We start from the raw sequence: 24,621 nt of genomic DNA on the forward strand, positions 1-24,621 counted from the left end.
GTCAATGCACATTTGACTGATAGACCGCCATCGCGAGCAGGCTCACTCCTACAAGGGATCACGGTTTGGCTGGAGTGAAGTCCTCATCCCGGCGATGGGCAATCTGGTACAGCGCCGGCAAGATCAGCAGCGTGAGGATGGTCGAGGACAGAATCCCGCCGATCACCACCGTTGCCAATGGCCGCTGCACTTCCGCGCCAGTGCCGGTCGCCAGCGCCATCGGAATGAAACCGAGGGACGCCACCAGCGCCGTCATCAACACCGGCCGCAGGCGAGTCAGCGCTCCAACATTGATCGCATCAGTGAGCGAACGCCCCTCCTCCCGCAGATTGCGGATGAACGCAATCATCACCAAGCCGTTAAGCACCGCCACCCCGGACAACGCGATAAACCCGACACCCGCCGAAATCGACAGCGGAATATCCCGCAGCCACAGCGCCATCACGCCCCCGGTCAGCGCGAACGGAATCCCGGTAAACACCAGCAAGCCGTCCTTCAAATTGTTGAACATCATGAACAACAACCCGAACACCAGCAGCAACGCCACCGGCACCACAATCTGCAAGCGCTTGGCCGCTGATTGCAGCTGCTCGAACTGCCCGCCCCAACTGGTCCAGTAACCGGCCGGCACCTGCACATCACGTTCGAGCACTTCGCCCGCCTCTTCAACGAATGAACCGATGTCACGCCCACGCACGTTGGCGCTGACGATCACCAGGCGCTTGCCGTTTTCGCGGCTGATCTGATTCGGCCCCAGCACCAGATCAAGGCTGGCGACGTCTTGCAGTGCGATGAAGCCGATCTGATTGGCCGAGCTGTTCACGGCAGGCACCGGAATCAGCAGCGCCGACAAGCCTTCGATGTCCTTGCGCATGGCATCGGACAAACGCACGACCATGTCGAAGCGTCGGTCGCCCTCATACAACGTCCCGGCCTGACGCCCGCCCACCGCAACGGCAATCGTGTCTTGCACATCACCGACGTTGAGCCCGTAACGCGCCGCCTTGTCGCGATCAATGTTGATGGTCAGCACCGGCAACCCGGTGGTCTGCTCGACCTTGACCTCGGACGCGCCGTTGACCTTCTGCATGGCGACGGCAATTTTCGCGGCGGTGGCGTTGAGCACGTCCATGTCATCACCAAACACCTTCACTGCCACGTCACTGCGCACGCCGGAGATCAGCTCGTTGAAGCGCAGTTGAATCGGCTGCGACAGCTCATAGTTGCTGCCCGGCAGAGTCGCGGCGGCGGCTTGCAGTTCGGCCATCAGGGTTTCGCGGGACTTGCCCGGGTCTGGCCACTGCTCTTTTGGCTTGAGCATCACGTAGCTGTCGGAGATGTTCGGCGGCATTGGGTCGGAGGCGATTTCGGCAGTGCCGGTGCGGGCGAACACGCGCTCGACTTCCGGCATTTTGGCCAGAATCAGCGTTTCCAGGCGCTGCTGCATGTCCACCGATTGCGTCAGGCTGGTGCCTGGTACGCGCAAGGCTTGCAGGGCGAAATCACCTTCGCTGAGGCTCGGAACAAACTCGCTGCCCATGCGGCTGGTGAGCACGCCACTGAGCACGATCACGCCCAACGCAGCGCCCACGGCAACAGCGCGATGGGACATGACCCAGGCCAGCGCCGGCGCATAAAGATTACGCGCGCCGCGCATGACTGCGCCCTCTTCTTCCTTGACCTTGCCAGTGACGAACAGCGCAATCGCCGCCGGGACAAAAGTCACCGACAACAGCATGGCACCGAGCAACGCGATGACCACGGTGAACGCCATCGGGTGGAACATTTTCCCTTCGACGCCGCTCAGGGCGAAGATCGGCAAGTACACGACCATGATGATCAACTGGCCGAAAATCAGCGGTCGCCGCGCCTCTTTGGCAGCCGCAAACACTTCTCTGAAACGCTCGGCGCGGGTCAACAAGCGCCCGTGATGTTGCTGGGCGTGAGCCAGTCGACGCAGGGTGTTTTCGACGATCACCACCGCGCCGTCGACGATGATGCCGAAGTCCAGCGCGCCGAGGCTCATCAGGTTGGCGCTGACCTTGTTGCTGAACATGCCGGTGAAGGTGAACAGCATCGACAGCGGAATCACCATCGCGGTAATCAGCGCGGCGCGGATGTTGCCGAGGAACAGGAACAGAATCGCTATGACCAGAATCGCGCCTTCGATGAGGTTCTTTTTCACCGTGGCGATGGCTTTGTCGACCAGGTGCGTGCGGTCGTAAACCGGCACCGCAATCACACCTTGGGGCAAGGATTTGTTGATCTGTTCAAGCTTGCTGGCGACGGCTTGCGAGACGGTGCGGCTGTTCTCGCCGATCAGCATGAACACCGTGCCGAGCACCACTTCGCGACCGTTTTCCGTGGCCGCACCGCTGCGCAGTTCACGACCGATTTCCACGGTGGCGACGTTCTTGATGCGGATCGGCGTGCCGTCGACATTGGCCATGACGATGTTGGCGATGTCCTCGGTGCTCGCCACTTGCCCCGGCGCACGGATCAGCAACTGTTCGCCGCTGCGCTCGATGTAGCCGGCGCCGACGTTGGCGTTGTTACGCTCCAGCGCCGTGACCAGATCGGTGAGGGTCAGCTTGTACGCGGCCAGGCGTTTCGGGTCCGGCGCAATCTGGTATTCCTTGGCGAAGCCGCCGATGGTGTTGATCTCCGCCACGCCCGGCACGTTGCGCAATTGCGGCTTGATGATCCAGTCCTGAATCACCCGCAGATCGGTAGGTGTGTAAGGCGTGCCGTCCTCCTTCAACGCACCTTCCTGCGCCTCGACCGTCCACAGGAAAATCTCGCCGAGACCGGTGGAAATCGGCCCCATGACCGCTTCCGCGCCTTCGGGCAATTGCTCCTTGGCGATCTGCAAGCGCTCGTTGACCAATTGGCGGGCGAAGAACAGGTCGGTGCCGTCCTTGAAGATCACCGTGACCTGCGACAGCCCCGAACGCGACAGCGAACGGGTCTGCTCCAGTGCCGGCAAACCGGCCATGGCGGTTTCAATCGGGAAGGTGATGCGCTGCTCGGTTTCCAGCGGCGAGAACCCGGCGGCGCCGGTGTTGATTTGCACCTGGACGTTGGTGATGTCGGGCACGGCGTCGATCGGCAGTTTTTGATAACTGGCGATGCCGAGGCCGGCCATGAGCAGAACGGCGAGCAGCACGATGATGCGCTGCTCAATGGCAAACTGGATCAGGCGTTCGAACATGGGGACCTTCCAGAATTAATGACTGTGCTCGGCTGAGGCTTTGCCCAGTTCCGACTTGAGGACGAAGCTGCCGGCGCTGGCGACTTGCGCGCCCGCCTCCAGCCCTTGAGTGATTTCCACCTGCCCCGCCGCGCGACTGCCCAACTCCACCGCTTGCGCCTTGAAGCCGTCGCCGGTGCGCACGAACACCGTGGGTTTGTCCTCGATGGTCTGGATCGCGGTTTCCGGCACCGCGACTTGCGCCTGACGGCTGTCGGTGGCCACCAGCGCCGTGACGAACAGCCCCGGACGCCACGAACCCTGCGGGTTTTGCAGAGTGACGCGCACGGTTGCGGTGCGAGTCTGCTCGCCCAGCAGGCTGCCGACATAAGCCACGCTGCCGGTGACTTGGGCGTTCAGTTCCGGGGCGCTGACGGTGACTGCTTTTCCCACTTGCACCTTGTTCAAATCCTTGGGTGACACGCCGAACGTCACCCACACCCGCGACAAGTCCGAGAGCGTGAAAGCCGCCGTGGTTTCATCGACCACCTCCCCCGGCGTCAGATGTTTTTCCACCACCACGCCGTCGAACGGTGCACGCAGTTCATAGCGATTGCCGCCGGTAGCGACCACGCTGCCGCTGAGTACGCTGATTTTTTGCCGGGCGTTGCTGACGGCGATTTCGGCTTCTTCCAACGCTTGGCGCGCCTGAAGGAAATCCTGCTCGGCGGAGATCTTGTCTTGCCACAGCTTTTTCTCGCGCTCGTAGGTCGTGCGCGCCAAGGCCAAACGACGTTGCGCGGCGGCTTGCTCGCTGCGCTGATCGGAGATCTGCTGACTGGCGATCACTGCCAGCAACTGGCCCTTTTTCACCGGTTGCCCGAGGTTGACCGCTACCGACTCGACCACGCCCGGCACGCGCGGCACCACGTGGGCGGTGCGGTCTTCGTCAAAGCGCACTTCGCCCGGGAACGGCAGGCCGAGGCTGATGTTCTGCGCCTGTGCCTGAGCCAGTTGAATGCCCGCCGCGGTGATCTGCTCGGCGCTCAACTCGATATGCCCTTCTTCGGCGTGGTCGCCGTCAGCGGCGGCGCCTTCTTCAGCGTGATCGGCATGTTCCGCTGCTTCATCGGCGTGGGCGTCGATGGACGCATTGCCCGGCCACATCGAGCCGATGCCGATGCCTAATGCCAAGGTCGCCGCAGCGACCACAATCAGTTTTTTATCCATGGAAACTCCTCTGCGCCAAACCATCGCGCAGTGATCAAAAAGATTAAATTCAAGGGCTGACGGCGAGGTCGCCGAAGATCCGTTCGATGCGCACACGGGCGTCCGTCGCTTCGCTGACGGCCTGGATGTATTGGCTGCGCGCACTGATCAGCGTGCGCTGGGCGTCGAGCACATCGAGGAACCCGAACTTGCCCATTTCAAAGCCGCGCGTGGCGCTGTCCACCGCACTTTGCGCGGCGGGCAGGATGGTCTGGTTGAACGCGGTGACTTCACCGTTGGCGGTCTGCCATTGCGCCAGTGAAGTCTGGATTTCCGTGCGCAAACGCAGCTCGGTGGCATTGCGCAGGTCCCGCGCCTGATCGCTGCGCCGTGCGGCCGCGAGCACGTTGCCCTGATTGCGGTTGAACAGAGGAATCGGCATCGACAGCCCGACCACGTTGACCCGCTCGCGCTCGGTTTCGCTGTATTGGCTGCCGATGCTCACCGTCAGGTCGGGGATGCGCTGGGACTTTTCCAGGCCCAATGAGGCTTCGCGCTGATCGATCTGTAATTTGGCCAGACGCAGCTCGGCGGTTTCGTTAAGACGATCAAGCAGTCGGGTGGGTGGCGGTACGGCGGCGAGGCTCTGCGTGGCGGCTTGCACGTTGACCGAAGTGGGCAACGGTGCGCCCATGACCTGCGCCAATTGTTGATAGGCGTTGGCCTGATCGCGTTCGGCGCGGCTCAGTTCCAGGCGCACTTCGGAGAGCTGCACTTGCGCGCGCGTGCCTTCAACGGGCGATGATTTGCCAGCCTCGATCCGCCCTTGCGCCACACGCAACCCGTGCTCGGCCAGTCGCAGCGACTGACGGGACAACTGCAAGCGCTGCTGGGCAGTCTGGGCGCTGTTGAACGCTTGAATCACATCGGCGCGCAATGTGTTGCGCTTGCGTTCAAGCTCGATGCCGGCGGCGTCCTGCGCGCGGCTGGCGACATCAATGCGCGCGCCGCGTTTGCCACCCAGTTCGATCGGCTGGCTGAGCATCACCGTGGTGGTGCGGGATTCGCGGCGGGTGTCCTCGGCCTCCCATGACACTTCGGGGTTGGGGATCAGGCCAGCCTGTTTGCGGTCACCCTCGGCGATGCCGATTTCCCATTGCGCGGCCGCCAGATCCGGGTTGCCGGCGAATGCCGATTGCAGGGCTTGTTCGAGGGTCAGCGTCGAGGCTTGCGCAAGCCCCGCTGTGGTCAGCCATAAAACGCTGCTGGCCAGTACCCACCTTTTTTTCAGGCGTGATCGCGCCGTCAGTTCTATTAAACCGGGCAATGGAATGCTTCCTTTAATCAAGAATCTTCGATGGCGCCACGGTAGGGTTTTGAACTTATCGACAAGGTGACTGGAAGATTACAAATCCGTTATCCAGGGTTGCAGGAAGTTGTTTTGCACTAGCATGCGAAGTGCGACATTCAATTATGTAATACACGGAAACAAATACACCGAAGTTATCTGCCGAACAGCACTTGCCTGAAACGAGTTCTCATGAAGGATGCCTTATCGCCCTGCGACAGGCTGCCGCAGTGGCTCTATTCAGGGCTTCATCAAAAGGTTTTTCGTTGACTCTGTAGCTACTACAGCCTTTACCTTGCACGCCTGCACGCAGAGAAATATCTGTAGGAATATTTTTAGTCGTTAATAAAACCCGCCCGGAAGCCCTTACAAAAACAATAACTTTCCCGGCCACCCTTAATTAAATATCCATTAAATAAAAGTGGTGATAGATCATGCGAATCCTTGTCATCGAGGACGAGCTTAAAGCTGCCGAATACTTGCATCAGGGTTTGACCGAAAGTGGTTATATCGTCGACCACGCGGCCACCGGCGCCGATGGACTGCATCTGGCACAACAGCAGGCCTACGACCTGATTATTCTCGATGTGAATCTGCCGGAACTCGACGGCTGGGGCGTGCTGGAACAACTGCGCCGTACCCACGCCACGCGGGTGATGATGCTCACCGCACGCGGGCGTCTGGCCGACAAGATTCGCGGTCTCGATCTGGGCGCCGACGACTATCTGGTCAAGCCATTCGAGTTCCCCGAGTTGCTGGCACGGGTCCGTACACTGATGCGCCGCAGCGAAAACATCCCGGTGCCGCAGGTGCTGAAAGTCTCTGATCTGGAACTTGATCCCGGCCGCCATCGTGCGTTTCGTGGCGAGCAGCGCATTGACCTGACCACCAAGGAATTCGCCCTGTTGCATCTGTTGATGCGCCAGTCCGGCGAGGTGCTGACCCGCACGCAGATCATCTCGCTGGTGTGGGACATGAATTTCGACTGCGACACCAATGTGGTCGAGGTTTCGATCCGGCGGTTGCGGGCGAAGATCGACGACCCGTTCGACCACAAGTTGATCCACACCCTGCGCGGTGTCGGTTATGTGCTGGAGGCGCGCGAATGAAACCGGCCAGTCTGTCGATGCGCCTGGGTTTGACGGTGAGTATTCTCGGCGCGCTGCTGGTGGTGTTTCTGGCGATCCTGGCGTATTTCGCCCTGACCCATGAGCTCAATGCGCTTTCCAGAGACAGCTTGGAAAAGAAGGTGGAGCAAGTCGAACACAGCCTGTCGCTGTACGCCGATGCTGGTGAGATTCGCTCGAAACCGCATATCTTGCTCGATCAGGTGATGGGCCATGACAACCTCACGTTGACCATTTACGACCGCGCAAATCTGCGTACGCCGCTGCTGAAATCCGGCTCGGGACTGGCCGATCCACGGGTTGAATTGAAAGCCGTTCGGGCGACCACCGAGCAGTTGAGCTACAGCGATAGCACTGATGCTGAAGGCGCAAAGTTTCTGACGGTGTCAAAGCTGATCCGCCTCAAGGATGGCAGCAGCGTACCGGTGTTGCTGTCGATGGATAACGCTCACGATCAGGCCTTGCTCAGTGCCTATCTGCGCTCGACGCTGATTGCCTTGCCGTTGTTGCTGATCTTCATTGGCCTGACTGCCTGGGGCGCGGTGCAGCGCGGGCTGGCGCCGATGCGCGAGTTTCGCAAAGTGGCGGCGATGGTCTCGACTCAGGATCTGGATCATCGGCTTTCAGTGGTGAACATGCCGCAGGAACTCAGCGAACTGGCGCAAGGCATCAACTTCATGCTGCATCGGCTCGATGCCGGGGTGCAGCAGTTGTCGCAGTTCTCGGATGATCTGGCCCATGAGCTGCGCACGCCGATCAACAATCTGATGGGCAAGGCGCAAGTTACACTGTCACGCGAACGCAGTGTGGATGAGTACAAGGATGTGCTGGTCTCCTGCACTGAAGAGCTGGAGCGCGTGGCACGGATTGTTTCGGACATGCTGTTTTTGGCGCAGGTCAGTCATCCATCGGCACTGGCACCGTTTGAGTCGGTGGCGCTGGAGGTGGAAGCATTGAAGGTGGCGGAGATGTTTTCGCTGTCGGCGCAGGACAAGCAGATTCATTTGAACGTGCTTGGCAGTGCGTCGGTGATGGGCGATCGGTTGATGATTCAGCGAGCGATTTCCAATCTGCTGTCCAACGCGCTTCGGCATTGCCCGGCCGGGAAAACCGTGACGCTGCTGATCGAGCAAGGCGCGGCGCAGACGTCACTGCTGGTCAGTAATCCTGGCGCGGGGATCGAGGCGCAACATCTGCCGCATCTGTTTGATCGCTTCTACCGGGTCGACAGCAGTCGCTCGCGTTCGCAGGGCAGTACCGGGTTGGGGTTGGCGATTGTGAGGTCGATCATGAGCCTGCATCAGGGCGTGGCCGACGTGAAGAGTTTGCCCGGTGCGATGACCGTGTTCCGATTGGGTTTTCCTGCGGTGATACCAACGGCCCCATCGCGAGCAGGCTCACTCCTACAGTGATTTGCGGCGTACACGCATTAGTGAATGACACAACACCTGCAGGAGTGAGCCTGCTCGCGATAGCAATGGCAAAGGCAGCAAAAAAAACGGCACCTTTCGGTGCCGTTCGCCTGTCACAGTTCAGCCTTTACTTGCGAGCATCCGCCCACGATTTCAGCAGTTCGTTGTAGCTCACGGTCTCGCCCTTCGGCTTCTCGTTAGCCAGTTTCGGTTTCGGCGCGCCTGGCTGATCAAACCAGTATTGCGCGTCGCGTTCCGGGTTCATTTTCGGTGCGCAAGTGGCTTGGGCCTTGGAGCGTTCGAGGCGCGTCATGATCGCGTCCTGATCTTTCGCCAACCCATCCAGCGCTTGCTGCGGAGTCTTCTCGCCGCTGGCCGCTTCGGCGATGTGGCTCCACCACAGTTGCGCCAGACGCGGATAGTCCGGCACGTTGGTCCCGGTCGGGGTCCATTGCACGCGGGCCGGGCTGCGATAGAACTCGACCAGACCGCCAAGTTTCGGCGCCAGGTCAGTCATCGCTTGCGAGTTGATGTCCGACTCACGAATCGGCGTCAGGCCGACGATGGTTTTCTTCAGCGATACGGTTTTGGAAGTCACGAACTGCGCGTACAGCCACGCCGCGAGTTTCTGTTTCTCAGGCGTGGATTTCATGAACGTCCACGAACCCACGTCCTGATAACCGAGCTTCATGCCCTCTTCCCAATACGGCCCGCGCGGTGATGGTGCCATGCGCCATTTCGGCGTGCCGTCGGCGTTGACCACCGGCAGGCCCGGTTTGGTCATGTCGGCGGTGAACGCGGTGTACCAGAAAATCTGCTGGGCGATGTTGCCCTGCGACGGCACCGGCCCCGACTCGGAGAAGGTCATGCCCGCCGCTTCAGGTGGCGCGTAGGCCTTGAGCCAATCGACGTATTTGGTCGTGGCAAACACTGCCGCCGGGCCGTTGGTGTCGCCGCCACGGGTCACGCTGGAGCCGACCGGGTGGCAATCCTCGACACGAATCCCCCACTCGTCCACCGGCAGACCGTTAGGCAGGCCCTTGTCGCCGCCACCGGCCATGGAGAACCAGGCATCGGTGAAGCGCCAGCCCAGCGACGGGTCTTTCTTGCCGTAGTCCATGTGCCCGTAAACACGTTTGCCGTCGATTTCCTTGACGTCTTCGCTGAAGAATTTGGCGATGTCTTCATAGGCTGACCAGTTCACCGGTACGCCCAATTCGTAACCGTACTTTTCCTTGAACTTGGCTTTCAGATCCGCCCGTTCGAACCAGTCGGCGCGGAACCAGTACAGGTTGGCGAACTGCTGGTCGGGCAGTTGATAGATCTTGCCGTCCGGCGCTGTGGTGAACGAGATGCCGATGAAGTCCTTGAGGTCGAGAGTCGGCGAGGTGAAGTTCTTGCCTTCGTTGGCCATCAGATCAGTGATCGATTCGGTCTTGCCGTAGCGAAAGTGCGTACCGATCAGGTCCGAGTCGTTGACCCAGCCGTCATAGATATTCTTGTCGGACTGCATCACCGTCTGCATTTTTTCCACCACGTCGCCTTCTTGCAGCAAGTCGTGGGTGAGCTTGATCCCGGTGATTTCGCTGAAGGCCTTGGCCAGCACCTTGGACTCGTATTCGTGAGTGGTCAGGGTTTCCGAAACCACCTTGATGTTCATCCCGCGAAACGGCTCGGCGGCCTTGATGAACCACTTCAATTCTTCCAACTGCTGTTCAGCCGTCAGGGTCGACGGTTTGAATTCGCTGCCGATCCACTTTTTCGCGGCGTCTTCGTAGGCATCGGCCCAGGCAGACGCGCTCAAACCGCTGAGTGCCAGCATGGCTGCCAATGAAATGCTATGTCGCAGCTTATTGTTTTTGTCGAACATAGAGACCTCCTGTTTAAGTTGTGGAGCTGACTTTTTACACAAGCCCGCCGAGCGAACTTTGTAAAGAACCTAGCCCCAACGCATCACAGCCAACAGCCACACCAGGGACAACGCGGACGCGACCCAGATGCTCCAGTCGGTGGCGCCGATTACCAGCAGATGCAGGTAGGCGCTGCCGAGAAGACCGATAAACAAGCGATCGCCACGGGTGGTGGCAATCGGCAGAAAACCTCGCCGCAGGATGCTCGGCGAGCGCAGCTCCCACGTCGTCATCCCCGCCAGGATCAGGCCAATGACGATAAAGAATGCGGCTGTGGGTGTCGTCCAACTCATCCATTCCATCATCAGCTCCTCAGACCCGACCGAGGGCAAAGCCCTTGGCCACGTGGTTGCGAACAAACCAGATCACCAGCATGCCCGGCAGGATGGTCAACACCCCCGCCGCTGCCAGCACGCCCCAATCGATACCCGAAGCCGAGACGGTGCGGGTCATCACGGCGGCAATCGGCTTGGCGTTTACCGAGGTCAACGTGCGCGCCAGCAGCAATTCGACCCAGGAAAACATGAAGCAGAAAAACGCCGTGACGCCGATGCCGGAGCCGATCAACGGGATGAAAATCTTCACGAAGAACTTGGGAAAACTGTAGCCATCAATGTAGGCGGTTTCGTCGATTTCCTTCGGCACGCCCGACATGAAGCCCTCCAGAATCCACACCGCCAACGGCACGTTGAACAGGCAGTGCGCCAGCGCCACGGCGATGTGCGTGTCAAACAAGCCAATCGACGAATACAACTGAAAGAACGGCAACAGGAACACCGCCGGCGGCGCCATGCGGTTGGTCAGTAGCCAGAAGAACAGGTGCTTGTCGCCGAGAAAACGATAGCGCGAAAACGCATACGCCGCCGGCAACGCCACACTCAGGGAAATCACCGTGTTCAGGCTGACGTAGTACAGCGAGTTCAGATAACCGGTGTACCAGCTCGGATCAGTGAAGATCACCTTGTAGTTCGCCAGCGTGAAGTCCTGTGGGAAAAGCGTCAGGCCGCCGAGGATTTCGGTGTTGCTCTTGAAGGACATGTTCAGCAGCCAGTAGATCGGCACAAGCAGGAACAGGATGTAGACCAGCAATGGGATCAGCTTTCTCTTGCTCATGGCCGGGCCTCAGCGGTTGGCGTCGGAGTGCGTCATGGCGGTGTAGAACAGCCAGGACACCAACAGGATGATCAGGAAGTACACCAGCGAAAACGCCGCTGCCGGACCCAGGTCGAATTGCCCTACGGCCATTTGCGTCAACGTCTGACTCAAGAAGGTCGTGGCATTACCCGGCCCGCCGCCGGTGAGCACGAACGGCTCGGTGTAAATCATGAAACTGTCCATAAACCGCAGCATCATCGCGATCAGCAGCACACTTTTCAACTTGGGCAATTGGATGTGGCGGAACACAGCCCAGGCCGAGGCCCGGTCGATCCGCGCGGCCTGGTAATACACGTCGGGAATCGCTCTTAACCCGGAGAAACACAACAACGCCACCAGCGAAGTCCAGTGCCAGACGTCCATCACCAGCACCGTGACCCAGGCGTCCATGGTATTGGCCGCATAGTTGTAGCTGATGCCCATGGCATTGAGACTCGAACCGAGCAAGCCGATATCGGCGCGGCCAAAGATCTGCCAAATGGTGCCTACCACGTTCCATGGAATCAGCAGCGGAATCGCCAGAATGATCAGCACCAGTGACGACCAGCGGCCCTTGGTCGGCATGGTCAGGGCGACGGCAATGCCCAGCGGGATTTCGATCAACAAGACGCAGGCCGAGTAGATGAACTGGCGCAGCAGCGAGTCGTGCAAACGCGGATCGAGCAGCACTTGCTTGTACCAGTCGGCACCGACGAAGTAGCGGCTGGACTGGTCGAAGATGTCCTGCACCGAATAGTTGACCACGGTCATCATCGGGATTACCGCACTGAACGCCACCAGCAGAAACACCGGCAACACCAGCCACCAGGCCTTGTTGTTCTGCACCTTGTTCATGGCTGCACCTCGTTTTCTTCTGGGGCTTCAAGCAGAAACTCGTCGGCATAGACCATCAGCCATTGCGCCGGAAAACTGATGTACGCGGTGCCCTGCGGCACTGGTTTGTCTTCGGCCAGGCGCACTTTCAGCGGCGCACCGTCGAGGTCCAGGGTCATGATCTTGTAGGTACCGAGGTCTTCGACGTGTACGACCCTGGCCTGCATCGCGTCGTCAAACGGCTCGTCCCACACATGAATGAATTCCGGGCGAATGCCGACCTTCAGATTTTTCCACTGGCCGTGTTCGATATGGCGCTGCAAGGCGTCGGACAACGGCAGGTGGGTCGAGGCGAAACCGACGCCGCCGGGTTGCGGCTGCACCTCGATCAGGTTCATGCCGGGGCTGCCGATGAAGTAGCCGACAAAGGTGTGGCTCGGCCGTTCGAACAACTCCCGTGGCGTACCGAACTGGACGATCTGGCCGCCGTACATCACCGCGATTTTGTCGGCGAAAGTCGAGGCTTCCAGTTGATCGTGGGTCACGTAGACCATGGTGATGTTGAACTGCTCGTGGATCTGCTTGAGCTTGCGCCGCAGTTTCCACTTCAGGTGCGGGTCGATCACTGTCAGCGGTTCATCGAAGAGGATCGCCGAAACGTCGTCACGCACCAGCCCACGGCCCATGGAGACTTTCTGTTTTTCGTCGGCGGTGAGGTTGCGGGCCTTTTTGCTCAGCAGGCTTTGCAGATCGAGCACCTCGGCAATTTCCTGTACCTTGCTGTGTACTTTCGCCTCGGCCATACCCTGATTGCGCAGGGGAAACGCGAGGTTATCGAACACGGTCATGGTGTCGTAAACCACCGGAAACTGGAAAACCTGAGCAATGTTGCGCTTCTCCGGTGTCAGGTCGTTGACTGCTTTGCCGTCGAACAACACATGACCCTGCGAGGGGCTGAGCAGGCCGGAAATGATGTTGAGCAAGGTCGACTTGCCGCAACCCGACGGCCCGAGCAACGCATAGGCACCGCCCTGCTCCCAGACGTGATCCATCTCGCGAATCGCATAATCCTCCGCGCCGCTGGGGGTTTTGCTGTAGCTGTGGGCGAGGTGTTGCAAACGGATTTCGGCCATCAGGCAACCCTCGCGACACGCAGGCTAGGTGCTTGCACCAGACGGCCCTGCGCATCGAAAACGAACAGTTTATGGGTCGGGATATAAATGCGGATCGGCGCATCGACGTCGTATTCGTGAACGCCGGGCAGGTGCAGCACCAGCAGAAAATGCTCGTTGCGCACGTGCAGGAAAGTTTCCGAACCGCTGATCTCGGCGACTTCGACGGTCACTGCCAATTCCAGATCGTCGTCGTTGCTTGGCACCAGCGAGATATGGCTGGGGCGCACGCCGAAGCGGAACTCGCCCTCACCCACCGGCCGCAGATCGACGTTCAACGGGAAGTGTACGAAGTTGGCGAAGCTGACTTCGTTGCCGGCAATTCGCCCCGGCATCAGGTTGATCGGCGGCTCGGAGAACAACTCCGCCGCCAGCACGGTTTGCGGTTGGTGGTAAACCGAGGTCGAAGGACCGCTCTGAATCACCCGACCTTCATGAAGAATCGTGGTAGTGCCGCCCAGCGCCAGCGCCTCGTTGGGCTCGGTGGTGGCGTAGATCGCAATGGTGTGGCGCAGCTTGAACAGCTCGCGCATCTCCTGGCGCAGTTCTTCGCGCAGTTTGTAGTCGAGGTTGACCAGCGGCTCATCGAACAGAATCAGTTCGGCATCCTTGACCAGCGCCCGGGCCATGGCCGTGCGTTGCTGCTGTCCACCGGAGAGCTCCAGCGGATAGCGCTGCAGAAACTTCTCGATGCGCAGCATCTTCGCCGTTTCCTGCACCTTGCTGTGGATGATCTCTTTCGACACACCCGCCTGCCTTAGCGGCGAGGCGATGTTCTCGAAAACGGTCATGGTCGGATAGTTGATGAACTGCTGATAGACCATCGACACGTTGCGCAAACGCACCGGTCGTTGGGTGACGTCGACGCCGTTCATCAGGATGCGGCCGCTGTCGGGCTTGTCCAGCCCTGCCATCAGGCGCATCAGGCTGGTCTTGCCGGACAGGGTGCGCCCGAGCAAAACGTTGAAGGAACCGGGTTCGAATTTCAGGCACGCATCGTCGATCCAGGTCTGGCCCTCGACGGTACGGCAGACGTGCTCCAGGGTGAGTGACATGGCTCGGCCTTTTTATTATTGGAGTCAAGCGACCTGTGCACTGGAGCGACTTTCGTGCCAAAAATGGCAAGTGATTGATTTGTCGTGAAAATCGTTGAAAACGCGGCTAAACGGCGTTCAGAGCTGAACACATTTGAACAGTTGGGCGATTGACAATGAACAATAGTGAACAACACTCTATGAACGCTTTCGCGACCCGACTCCCTGTAGGAGCTGCCGAAGGCTGCGATCTCTTGATGTTGTTTTTTAACGATCAAAATCAAAAGATCGCAGCCTTCGGCAGCTCCTACAGGGGGCCTTATAACAATAATAAAAATGCCCTTCAGAGGCTGACCGCCATGGCCGCACCTGCCCCGCCGCTGTCCCACGACGCGATCATCCAGAGTTCCTGGCAACGTTGCCGTGCGTTCGGTCTCGATCACCAAAGCACCCCGGCCTTCGACCAATTGCCCGCCGCCGGCATTGCGCAATTGCTCGACAGCCAGCACTCGCTGGTGCAGACCACCCATCAGGAGGTGCTGCCCTACTACGAGAACATCCTCAGTAATTCCAATTGCCTGATCATGCTCGCCGACCATCAGGGCCAGGTGCTGACGTCGTGGGGCACGCAACGGTTTATCGAGCCGAATCTGGCGCGGGGCTTTCAACCCGGCGCGAGCTGGATGGAGCGCTGCAGCGGCACCAATGCGATCGGCACTGCACTGGCCTGTGAGCAGGCGGTACACATTGAACACGACGAGCATTTCCTCAAGGCGAACCGCTTCATGACCGGTTCCGCCGCACCGATTTTCGACGCCGAGCGCAAAGTCATCGCGGTGCTCGATGTGTCCAGCGACAGCTACCTGCCGCCCTCCCACACCTTGGGCATGGTCAAGATGATGAGCCAGACCGTGGAGAACCGGCTGATCCTCAACCTGTTCCACGGCCAGCACTTTCAATTGACCTTCAACACCGGGTTGAACAACCTCGACAGCCAATGGGCCGGCTTGCTGATTTTTGATGAGAGCGGTCAGGTGCTGTCGGCCAATCGCCGGGCGGACAATCTGTTGGGCGTGCGCTTGTCGCAGGTCAGCGTTGAAAGCCTGTTCAAAGTGTCGCTGCTGGAGTTGATCAATCAGCCGGACGGTTTGCCGTTCGCCTTGCAGACCTCCGGACGTAACCGCTTTCAGTGCTTGTTGAAGCGGCCGAAACAGGCACCGATTCAGGCACGGGTGTTTGCGACTGAACCTAAACCCGTCGCTGCAACCGCGATCAGCCTCAACACCCTGCACTTTGGCGACAGCCGCGTTGAAAAAGCTGTGCGTCAGGCTGAGCGTCTGCTGGAAAAAGACATTCCGTTGCTGATCCACGGCGAAACCGGGGTCGGCAAAGAGGTGTTCGTCAAAGCCCTGCATCAGGCCAGTTCGCGCAGCAAACAGGCATTCATCGCCGTCAACTGTGCGGCGATCCCCGCCGAACTGGTGGAGTCAGAGCTATTTGGTTACGAGAAAGGCGCGTTCACCGGTGCTAATCAGAAAGGCAGCATCGGCCTGATTCGCAAGGCCGACAAAGGCACGCTGTTCCTCGATGAAATCGGCGACATGCCGCTGCCGACCCAGGCGCGGTTGTTGCGGGTTTTGCAGGAGCGCTGTGTGCAACCGGTGGGCAGCAGCGAGTTGTTCCCGGTGGATCTGCGGATCATCTCGGCGACCAACCGCTCGCTGCGGGAACAGGTGCAACTGGGGCGGTTTCGTGAGGATTTGTATTACCGCATCGGTGGGCTGACATTGGAGTTGCCACCGTTACGCGAACGCAGTGACAAAGAGGCGTTGTTCAAACGGCTGTGGGAACAGCATCGCGAGCCGACGCAATGGGCGGGTTTGAGCCGTGAGGTATTGGAACTGTTCGACAAGCATCCGTGGCCGGGGAACTTGCGTCAGGTCAGCAGCGTGATGCAGGTGGCACTGGCCATGGCTGAGGAGCAACCGGTGCGGCCGGAGCATTTGCCGGATGATTTTTTTGTCGATCTGGAGATGGAGCCGGTGGAGAGCGCGCAGCCACTGGGGTTGGATTTGAATGATGTTGAAGCGTTGAACCGGGAGTTGAAGGCTGCGGGGGGGAATATTTCGCACTTGGCGCGGCGGTTGGGGGTTAGTCGCAATACGCTTTACAAGCGGTTGCGGCAGATGGGGGATTGAGTGGATGGCCCTTGCCCCTCACCCCAGCCCTCTCCCCTTGGGAGAGGGGGCTGACCGAGGTGTCTGGCGTGGTACATCGACCTGACAAATCGTGTCGATTATGGATTCAGTACACCTCGTTCAGGTCGGCGTATCTCTTGAGCATCCCCCAAACAGTCCCCTCTCCTGGGGGAGAGGGTTAGGGTGAGGGCGAAAAGGCCGGCTCAACATGCGTAGCAGAAGCAGCACCCAATGTACGCAGTCCAACCAGCACAACCACCATCATCATCACCCCGGCACCAATCGCCACGCCGAACCCGGCTCGCGCGCCGAACGCATCAATCACCAACCCCGCCAGCATGCCTCCCAGCGCTACGCCGATGCTGATGCCAGTGGTCATCCACGTCAGCCCTTCTGTCATCCTGGACGCAGGGATGATGATCGTCCCCAGCTTCATGACCACGACCATCGTTGGCGCAAACGATATGCCAGCGATAAACAGCATCACTGACAGGACATAAACATCTGTTGAGAAAACCGGCAGTACGCCGGTAACGGCCGTGACCAATATGCCGATGAAAAACTGTTTTTCGATCGGCAGGGAAACTCGCATTGCACCGAAGGTCAGGCCCGCCACCAGTGAGCCGAGCGCATAGGCGGCGAGGATGAACGTGGCGGACGCTGGCCAGCCTTGCGCATTGGCGAACGCCACAACGGCGACATCGATTGCTCCGCCAATGACCCCCATCGCCAACAGCGCCAGCACGATGGTGCGAACGCCGGGAATCAGCAAGGTGGAACCGGTGTGGCTCTTGTGGCCCAAGACCACTTTCGGTTCGGTCTGACGCTGCAACAGAAACGCCGTCACCCCGATGGCCAGCAGCGCCACTGCGACAAGCGGCCCGGCTTCGGCGAAAAAGCTCACGCTCAAACCGATCGCCAGTGGCGGACCGATGATGTAAGCCAGTTCGGTCAGCACCGTATCCAGGGAGAACGCCGTATGCAACTGAGGCTTGCCACAGAACAACTGCGTCCAGCGTGCCCGGATCATGGACGGCATGCTCGGCATCGTCCCCGCCAGTGCAGCGAGCACAAAAAACAATGCGGCGGGAGCCCTCATGTAGACGGCGAAGATCAGCGCCAGCAACATCACAACGCTGAAAGCCGTGACGATGGGCAGCACTCGACTCTGACCATGCCGATCAACGAGTTTCGAGATGCGCGGGCCGAGCAGTGCATTGGCCAGGGTAAACGTACCGGCGACTGCGCCGGCCAGCCAGTACACACCTGTTTGCTGTACCAACATGGTGATGATGCCAATGCCGATCATTGCCTGCGGTAATCGGGCAATAGAGCTCGCGAGCACTAACCCGGTGGCGCCGGGGGTTGTCAGCAGTTCGCGATAGTGATTAGCCATGATTTCTCCCTCTATTCGTCGCTGAGCAGCATCCCGCTGCCGCGTCAGACATCAAGACCTAGGCGGACACCAAAAGCAACAGCAAAAAGATCCCCTCACCCCAGCCCTCTCCCGGAGGGAGAGGGAGCCGACCGAGGTGTCTGGCGTTGTACATCGACCTGAGAGATTGCGTGGATTATGGATTCGGAGAAAACCTTTCAGGTCGGCGTATTTCTTGAATATCCCCCATTCAGTCCCCCTCTCCCTCCGGGAGAGGGTTAGGGTGAGGGGCTCTTCTTCGCAGCCAAACAAAAACCCGCACCAGGCGGGTTTTGTTTTAAAGCAGATCAGACGATCAGTCAGCCAGACGCCAGGTCGTGCCGCCCTTGCCATCTTCCAGCACCACGCCCATGGCGGTGAGCTGGTCGCGGATGCGGTCGGACTCAACCCAGTCCTTGCCGGCCCGTGCCGCCAGGCGCGCCGCAATCAGCGCATCGACTTCAGCCGCATCGACACGCCCTTCAGCGCCCGCCTGCAAGAAATCATCGGCCTCAAGCTGCAACACGCCCAACACACTGGCCAGTTCTTTCAGACGCGCCGCCAGACCGGCCGCTGCATTGAGATCGCTCTCACGCAGACGGTTGATCTCACGCACCATCTCGAACAGCACCGCGCAGGCTTCCGGCGTACCGAAGTCGTCGTTCATCACCGAGGTGAAACGCTCGACGAACGCTTCGCCGCCGGCCGGCGCGACAGTCGGCAGGCCTTTCAACGCGTGGTAGAAACGCTCGAGGGCGCCTTTGGCGTCCTTGAGGTTGTCTTCCGAGTAGTTGATCGCGCTGCGGTAGTGGCTCGACACCAGCAGGTAACGCACGACTTCCGGGTGGTACTTGTCGAGCACGTCGCGAATGGTGAAGAAGTTGTTCAAAGACTTGGACATCTTCTCGCCATTGATGCGAATCATGCCGCAATGCATCCACGCGTTGGCGTAGGTCTTGCCGGTGGCTGCTTCGCTCTGGGCGATTTCGTTTTCGTGGTGCGGGAATTCCAGATCGCTGCCGCCACCATGAATGTCGAACGTCTCACCCAGGCAGCAGGTCGACATCACCGAGCACTCGATGTGCCAGCCCGGACGCCCGGCGCCCCACGGCGATTCCCAGCTCGGCTCGCCCGGCTTGACGCCTTTCCACAGCACGAAGTCCAGCGGATCTTCCTTGGCTTCGTCGACCTCGATCCGCGCACCGATGCGCAGGTCTTCGATCTTCTTGCGCGACAGCTTGCCGTAGCCCATGAACTTGCCGACGCGGTAGTACACGTCGCCATTGCCCGGGGCGTAGGCGTAGCCCTTGTCGATCAGGGTCTGGATCATCGCGTGCATGCCCGGAATGTGATCCGTGGCGCGCGGTTCCATATCCGGCTTCTTGATGTTCAGGCGCGCTTCGTCTTCGTGCATCGCCGCGATCATGCGCTCGGTCAACGCTTCGAACGATTCGCCGTTCTCATTGGCCCGGTTGATGATCTTGTCGTCGATGTCGGTGATGTTACGCACGTAGGTCAGGTTGTAACCGCTGAACCGCAACCAGCGGGTCACCAGGTCGAACGCGACCATGCTGCGGCCGTGGCCCAGGTGGCAGTAGTCGTACACGGTCATCCCGCAGACGTACATGCGCACGTTGTTGCCATCGAGCGGCTTGAAGACTTCTTTGCTCTTGGTGAGCGTGTTGTAGATCGTCAGCACTTTAATTTCCTTGACGCTGAATCACTGGCCCCACGAATCACGCAGGGTCACGGTACGGTTGAATACCGGCTGACCTGGTTTCGAGTCCTTGATGTCCGCGACGAAGTAGCCTTCGCGCTCGAACTGGAAACGGTCTTCCGGCTGTGCATTGCCAAGCGATGGCTCAGCACGACAACCGGTCAGCACTTGCAGTGAGTCAGGGTTGATGTTGTCGAGGAAACTGGCGCTGTCTTCGGCCTTCTCAGGGTTGGCCGAACGGAACAGGCGATCGTACAGACGCACTTCGCACTCGACGCTGGCAGCGGCCGGCACCCAGTGAACCACGCCTTTGACCTTGCGGCCTTCAGGGTTCTTGCCGAGGGTTTCCGGGTCGTAGGAGCAGCGCAGTTCGACGATGTTGCCGTCGGCGTCCTTGATCGCTTCGTCGGCACGGATCACGTAGCTGCCGCGCAGACGCACTTCACCACCGGCTTCCAGGCGCTTGTAGCCCTTCGGCGGCTCTTCCATGAAGTCTTCACGGTCGATGTAGATTTCCCGGGCGAATGGCAAAGCGCGCACGCCCATGTCTTCTTTCGGGTGGCGCGGCAGTTCGAGGTTCTCGACCTGGCCTTCCGGGTAGTTGGTGATCACGACTTTCAGCGGACGCAGCACGCACATGGCGCGCGGGGCGCTGTGGTCGAGGTCGTCACGGATGCTGAATTCGAGCATGCCGAAGTCAACCACGCCGTCGGAACGGTTGGTGCCGATCATGTCGCAGAAGTTGCGGATCGATTTCGGCGTGTAGCCACGGCGGCGGAAGCCCGACAGCGTGGACATGCGCGGATCGTCCCAGCCATTGACGTGTTTCTCGTCTACAAGCTGCTTGAGCTTTCGCTTGCTCGTGATGGTGTAGTTGAGGTTCAGGCGGCTGAACTCGTACTGACGCGGGTGCGCCGGCACTGGCAAGGCGTCGAGGAACCACTCGTACAGTGGACGATGGCTTTCGAACTCCAGGGTGCAGATCGAGTGAGTGATGCCTTCGATGGCGTCCGACTGACCGTGGGTGAAGTCGTAGTTCGGGTAGATGCACCACTTGTCACCGGTCTGATGGTGATGAGCGTGGCGGATGCGGTACATGATCGGGTCACGCAGGTTCATGTTCGGCGAGGCCATGTCGATCTTGGCACGCAGCACACGGGCGCCGTCCGGGAACTCACCGGCGCGCATGCGGGCGAACCAGTCGAGGTTCTCTTCAACCGAACGGTCACGGAACGGGCTGTTCTTGCCCGGTTCGGTCAGGCTGCCACGGTATTCCTTGGCTTGCTCAGGGGTCAGGTCGTCAACGTAGGCCTTGCCAGCCTTGATCAACTCGACCGCCCAGTCGTGCAACTGGTCGAAATACTGCGAGGCGTAGCGCACTTCGCCGGACCATTCGAAGCCCAGCCATTTGACGTCGCTTTCGATCGCGTCGATGTATTCCTGGTCTTCCTTGGCCGGGTTGGTGTCGTCAAAACGCAGATGCGTGACGCCGCCGAACTCCTGGGCCAGGCCGAAGTTCACGCAGATCGATTTGGCGTGGCCGATGTGCAGGTAGCCGTTGGGCTCAGGCGGGAAACGGGTGACGATCTGAGTGTGCTTGCCCGAGTCCAGGTCTGCCTGGATGATCGGCCGCAGGAAGTTGACCGGCACGGCGGGGCCGGACTTGGCATTCGAGGTAGGGTCGACAGTGGGCTTGCTCATAGGATCCTTGACTTACATGTGCGCGGCCGCAGAGAGGGGCCAGACAAAACAAAGCCGCTATCATAGCCGATGCTGTCAAGGGGCTGACAGAGCAGGCCCTATAAAGGAACGCATTTAATCGCCGGGAATTGAAAAACAGCCTCGAAATTCGCGCCTGTCACGCTAAACTGCGCACCTTGGCCAAAGCAGGCTGAACCGGTTTTGGGGCTCAATGTCCGATAACCACGAATTCCTTATGAAGAGTAATGACCATGACTCAAGTCAAACTGACCACCAACCATGGCGACATCGTCATCGAACTGAACGCTGAAAAGGCGCCGACCACCGTCGCCAACTTCATCGAGTACGTTAACGCCGGTCACTACGAAAACACTGTTTTCCACCGTGTAATCGGTAACTTCATGATCCAGGGCGGCGGTTTTGAGCCAGGCATGAAGGAAAAGAAAGACAAGCGTCCAAGCATCCAGAACGAAGCTGACAACGGTCTTTCCAACGACAAGTACACCGTTGCCATGGCGCGCACCATGGAGCCGCATTCGGCTTCCGCGCAGTTCTTCATCAACGTGGCTGACAACAGCTTCCTGAACCACAGCGCCAAGACCACCCAAGGCTGGGGTTACGCCGTGTTCGGTAAAGTGACCGCCGGTACCGACGTTGTCGACAAGATCAAAGGTGTTTCGACCACTTCCAAGGCCGGCCACCAGGACGTACCAGCAGACGACGTGATCATCGAGAAAGCCGAGATCATCGAAGCGTGATATTGCTGATTTCAGACTTGCATCTGGAAGAGGAGCGCCCGGACATAACCCGGGCGTTTCTGGATTTGCTCTCCGGACGCGCCCGCTCGGCGAGTGCGTTGTACATTCTGGGCGACTTCTTCGAGGCGTGGATTGGCGACGATGCCATGACGCCCTTCCAGCGCTCCATCTGCCAGGCCCTGCGCGAATTGAGCGACAGCGGCACGGCCATCTTTCTGATGCACGGCAATCGCGACTTCATGCTCGGCAAGGCCTTCTGCAAACAGGCGGGCTGCACGCTGTTGAAGGACCCGAGTGTCGTGCAGTTTTACGGCGAACCGGTGCTGTTGATGCACGGCGACAGCCTCTGCACCCGCGACGTCGGCTATATGAAGCTGCGTCGTTACCTGCGCAACCCGATCACCCTGTTTATCCTGCGGAACCTGCCTTTAAGCACCCGCCACAAACTGGCGCGCAAGCTGCGCAGCGAAAGCCGGGCGCAGGTGCGGATGAAGGCCAATGACATTGTCGATGTCACGCCGGAAGAGATTCCGCGGATCATGCAGGCATTTGGCGTGAAAACCCTGATTCACGGGCACACCCATCGCCCGGCGATCCATAAACTGCAGCTCGGTGAGCAAGCGGCGAAGCGGATTGTGCTAGGGGATTGGGATCGTCAGGGTTGGGCGTTGCAGGTGGATGAAAACGGCTATGCGTTAGCGCCATTCGACTTCGCCCCGCCACTGGCTTTGCCGCACGGCTGAAGATCGCTACCCCCTCACCCCAGCCCTCTCCCCCAGGGGGGCGAGGGGGAAAGGGAGCCGATCTCTGTGCTTTTCAAAACCTGAGTTCGACTGAAGTCTGTCAGGTCGATGTATCCCGAACATCCACCACGGTCAGTCCCCTCTCCCTCCGGGAGAGGGTTAGGGTGAGGGGCTTTTGACCTTAATGCCCGGAAGCAGCCGGCCCTGCCTTGGCAGCAAACGGCGGCTTCGCCAGCCACACAATCAGAATCAACCCCATGAAGCCCCACCCGAGCAACGTGAAGTAATCCACGGTGGAGAGCATGTACGCCTGACTCGTCAGGATCTGATCCATCTGCGCGTAAGCCGAATGACTCGCCCCGCCCAGTTGATTCAACGTCTCACGGGTCGCCGGCTCATAGGTGCTGATGCTTTCACTCATGTACGCATGATGCTGATCAGCCCGGCGAATCCAGATCCACGTGGTCAACGACGCGGCAAAGCTGCCGCCCAGTGTCCGCAGGAAGGTCGCCAGGCCCGCACCGTCGGCAATCTGGCTCGGCGGCAAGTCCGACATCAGAATGCTCAAGGTCGGCATGAAGAACAGCGCCACACCAATGCCCATGAACAGTTGCACCAGAGCGATGTGCTGGAAGTCCACTTCATTGGTGAACCCGGCGCGCATGAAGCAGCTCAGGCCAATCGCCAGAAACGCCAGCCCGGCCAGCAAGCGCAGATCGAACTTGTTCGCGTACTTGCCGACAAACGGCGACAGCAGCACCGGCAGAATGCCGATCGGCGCCACGGCCAGACCCGCCCAGGTCGCGGTGTAACCCATTTGCGTCTGCAACCACTGCGGCAGGATCAGGTTGATGCCGAAGAACCCGGCGTAACCCAACACCAGCACAATCGTGCCGATACGGAAGTTACGGTGCGCGAACAGCCGCAGATTCACCACCGGATGCTGATCGGTCATTTCCCAGATGACGAACACCGCCAGGGCAATCACCGAAATCGCTGCGCCGATGATGATGAAGTTCGATTCGAACCAGTCCAGGTCATTGCCTTTGTCGAGGATCACCTGCAAGGCACCGACGCCGATGATCAGCGAGATCAGCCCAACGTAATCCATCGGCTGACGACTGGTCACCACCGGCCGCTTGGCCAGTTGCGAACGCACCACCATCACCGCAAAGATCCCGATGGGTACGTTGATGAAAAAGATCCACGGCCAGCTGTAGCTGTCGGTGATCCAGCCACCGAGAATCGGCCCGGCAATTGGTGCGACCACCGTGACCATCGCCAGCAACGCCAAAGCCATCCCCCGTTTCGCAGGGGGATAAACGGCGATCAACAGGGTTTGTGTCATCGGATAAAGCGGCCCGGCCACCAGGCCTTGCAGCACGCGGAAGCCGATCAACTCGGGCATCGACGTCGAGATACCGCAGAGAAACGAGGCCAGCACAAACAGAATGGTGGCCCAGAGAAACAGCTTCACCTCACCGAAACGCCGACTGAGCCAACCGGTCAGCGGCAGCGCAATTGCGTTGCTCACGGCAAACGAGGTGATCACCCAGGTGCCCTGCTCCGAACTCACCCCCAGGTTGCCGGAAATCGTCGGCAATGCCACGTTGGCGATGGTGGTGTCGAGCACTTGCATGAAGGTCGCCAGCGACAGGCCGATGGTGCTGAGCAACAGGCTGGGCGGCGTGAAAGAGGCGTTATTGCTCATTGTGAATCC

At 59.6% G+C, this 24,621-nt stretch carries 18 protein-coding genes; 5 read left to right on the forward strand and 13 right to left on the reverse strand.

Features of this window, described 5'->3' with window-relative positions:
- Window positions 1–58 precede the first annotated feature (58 nt).
- From IAI51_RS25635 to IAI51_RS25645, 3 genes are read right to left on the reverse strand one after another with little or no spacing between them, the layout of a single operon-like run.
- On the reverse strand, window positions 59–3,211 hold the full coding sequence (locus tag IAI51_RS25635) for a CusA/CzcA family heavy metal efflux RND transporter (RefSeq protein ID WP_187681016.1): 3,153 nt from the start codon (window positions 3,209–3,211) through the stop codon (window positions 59–61).
- A 15-nt stretch (window positions 3,212–3,226) separates the two neighbouring features.
- On the reverse strand, window positions 3,227–4,420 hold the full coding sequence (locus IAI51_RS25640) for an efflux RND transporter periplasmic adaptor subunit (RefSeq protein WP_187681017.1): 1,194 nt from the start codon (window positions 4,418–4,420) through the stop codon (window positions 3,227–3,229).
- Between the two features lie 49 nt (window positions 4,421–4,469).
- A complete protein-coding gene (locus IAI51_RS25645; protein ID WP_187681018.1) occupies window positions 4,470–5,726 on the reverse strand; it encodes a TolC family protein in 1,257 nt (418 codons plus the stop codon).
- 455 nt (window positions 5,727–6,181) lie between these two features.
- On the opposite strand from IAI51_RS25645, the gene IAI51_RS25650 reads away from it, so the two are divergent.
- Together IAI51_RS25650 and IAI51_RS25655 are read left to right on the forward strand one after the other, a co-directional pair.
- Window positions 6,182–6,856, forward strand: a complete 675-nt coding sequence (locus IAI51_RS25650; protein ID WP_187681019.1) for a heavy metal response regulator transcription factor — start codon at window positions 6,182–6,184, stop codon at window positions 6,854–6,856.
- Window positions 6,853–8,286 (forward strand): heavy metal sensor histidine kinase, encoded by a 1,434-nt coding sequence (locus IAI51_RS25655; protein ID WP_187681020.1) that lies wholly within the window; start codon window positions 6,853–6,855, stop codon window positions 8,284–8,286. The genes IAI51_RS25650 and IAI51_RS25655 overlap by 4 nt, the downstream gene beginning before the upstream one ends.
- 127 nt (window positions 8,287–8,413) lie before the next feature.
- Here the strand turns inward: IAI51_RS25655 and IAI51_RS25660 are convergent, their stop codons facing one another.
- The 6 genes from IAI51_RS25660 to IAI51_RS25685 form a co-directional block, all read right to left on the reverse strand.
- Complete coding sequence (locus IAI51_RS25660) at window positions 8,414–10,156, reverse strand: ABC transporter substrate-binding protein (RefSeq protein ID WP_187681021.1); 1,743 nt, start codon at window positions 10,154–10,156, stop codon at window positions 8,414–8,416.
- 69 nt (window positions 10,157–10,225) lie between these two features.
- Window positions 10,226–10,498 carry a DUF2160 domain-containing protein gene (locus IAI51_RS25665; RefSeq protein ID WP_095189651.1) on the reverse strand — a complete coding sequence of 91 codons (273 nt, stop codon included), beginning with the start codon at window positions 10,496–10,498 and terminating at the stop codon, window positions 10,226–10,228.
- Window positions 10,499–10,508: 10 nt separating this feature from the next.
- Window positions 10,509–11,309, reverse strand: a complete 801-nt coding sequence (locus tag IAI51_RS25670; protein WP_003192012.1) for a carbohydrate ABC transporter permease — start codon at window positions 11,307–11,309, stop codon at window positions 10,509–10,511.
- A 9-nt stretch (window positions 11,310–11,318) separates the two neighbouring features.
- Entirely contained in the window at window positions 11,319–12,185 is an 867-nt protein-coding gene (locus IAI51_RS25675; protein ID WP_187681022.1) for a carbohydrate ABC transporter permease, read from the reverse strand.
- Window positions 12,182–13,297, reverse strand: coding sequence for an ABC transporter ATP-binding protein (locus IAI51_RS25680; protein ID WP_103305292.1), 1,116 nt, complete (start codon window positions 13,295–13,297; stop codon window positions 12,182–12,184). The genes IAI51_RS25675 and IAI51_RS25680 overlap by 4 nt, the downstream gene beginning before the upstream one ends.
- Window positions 13,297–14,391 carry an ABC transporter ATP-binding protein gene (locus IAI51_RS25685; RefSeq protein WP_187681023.1) on the reverse strand — a complete coding sequence of 365 codons (1,095 nt, stop codon included), beginning with the start codon at window positions 14,389–14,391 and terminating at the stop codon, window positions 13,297–13,299. Before IAI51_RS25685 ends, IAI51_RS25680 begins: the two co-directional genes overlap by 1 nt.
- A gap of 338 nt (window positions 14,392–14,729) precedes the next feature.
- Between IAI51_RS25685 and IAI51_RS25690 the strand changes: the two genes are divergently transcribed.
- Window positions 14,730–16,568 (forward strand): sigma-54-dependent Fis family transcriptional regulator, encoded by a 1,839-nt coding sequence (locus IAI51_RS25690; protein WP_187681024.1) that lies wholly within the window; start codon window positions 14,730–14,732, stop codon window positions 16,566–16,568.
- Window positions 16,569–16,746: 178 nt separating this feature from the next.
- Here the strand turns inward: IAI51_RS25690 and IAI51_RS25695 are convergent, their stop codons facing one another.
- The 3 genes from IAI51_RS25695 to IAI51_RS25705 all read right to left on the reverse strand — a co-directional run bounded on the left by IAI51_RS25695 (window position 16,747) and on the right by IAI51_RS25705 (window position 21,400).
- Window positions 16,747–17,964: an MFS transporter gene (locus tag IAI51_RS25695; RefSeq protein ID WP_187681025.1), complete on the reverse strand. Its 1,218-nt coding sequence runs from the start codon at window positions 17,962–17,964 to the stop codon at window positions 16,747–16,749.
- A 334-nt stretch (window positions 17,965–18,298) separates the two neighbouring features.
- Window positions 18,299–19,681: a cysteine--tRNA ligase gene (gene cysS / locus IAI51_RS25700; protein ID WP_187681026.1), complete on the reverse strand. Its 1,383-nt coding sequence runs from the start codon at window positions 19,679–19,681 to the stop codon at window positions 18,299–18,301.
- A gap of 21 nt (window positions 19,682–19,702) precedes the next feature.
- A complete protein-coding gene (locus tag IAI51_RS25705) occupies window positions 19,703–21,400 on the reverse strand; it encodes a glutamine--tRNA ligase/YqeY domain fusion protein (protein ID WP_187681027.1) in 1,698 nt (565 codons plus the stop codon).
- Between the two features lie 251 nt (window positions 21,401–21,651).
- On the opposite strand from IAI51_RS25705, the gene IAI51_RS25710 reads away from it, so the two are divergent.
- Window positions 21,652–22,158 carry a peptidylprolyl isomerase gene (locus IAI51_RS25710; RefSeq protein WP_187681028.1) on the forward strand — a complete coding sequence of 169 codons (507 nt, stop codon included), beginning with the start codon at window positions 21,652–21,654 and terminating at the stop codon, window positions 22,156–22,158.
- Window positions 22,155–22,901 carry a UDP-2,3-diacylglucosamine diphosphatase gene (gene lpxH / locus IAI51_RS25715; RefSeq protein WP_187681029.1) on the forward strand — a complete coding sequence of 249 codons (747 nt, stop codon included), beginning with the start codon at window positions 22,155–22,157 and terminating at the stop codon, window positions 22,899–22,901. Before IAI51_RS25710 ends, lpxH begins: the two co-directional genes overlap by 4 nt.
- Window positions 22,902–23,082: 181 nt before the next feature.
- Here lpxH and IAI51_RS25720 read toward each other — a convergent pair whose 3' ends face one another.
- A complete protein-coding gene (locus tag IAI51_RS25720; protein WP_187681030.1) occupies window positions 23,083–24,612 on the reverse strand; it encodes a DHA2 family efflux MFS transporter permease subunit in 1,530 nt (509 codons plus the stop codon).
- Between the last annotated feature and the right edge of the window lie 9 nt (window positions 24,613–24,621).

The organism is Pseudomonas sp. N40(2020) (genome assembly GCF_014472415.1).
Lineage (GTDB): Bacteria > Pseudomonadota > Gammaproteobacteria > Pseudomonadales > Pseudomonadaceae > Aquipseudomonas.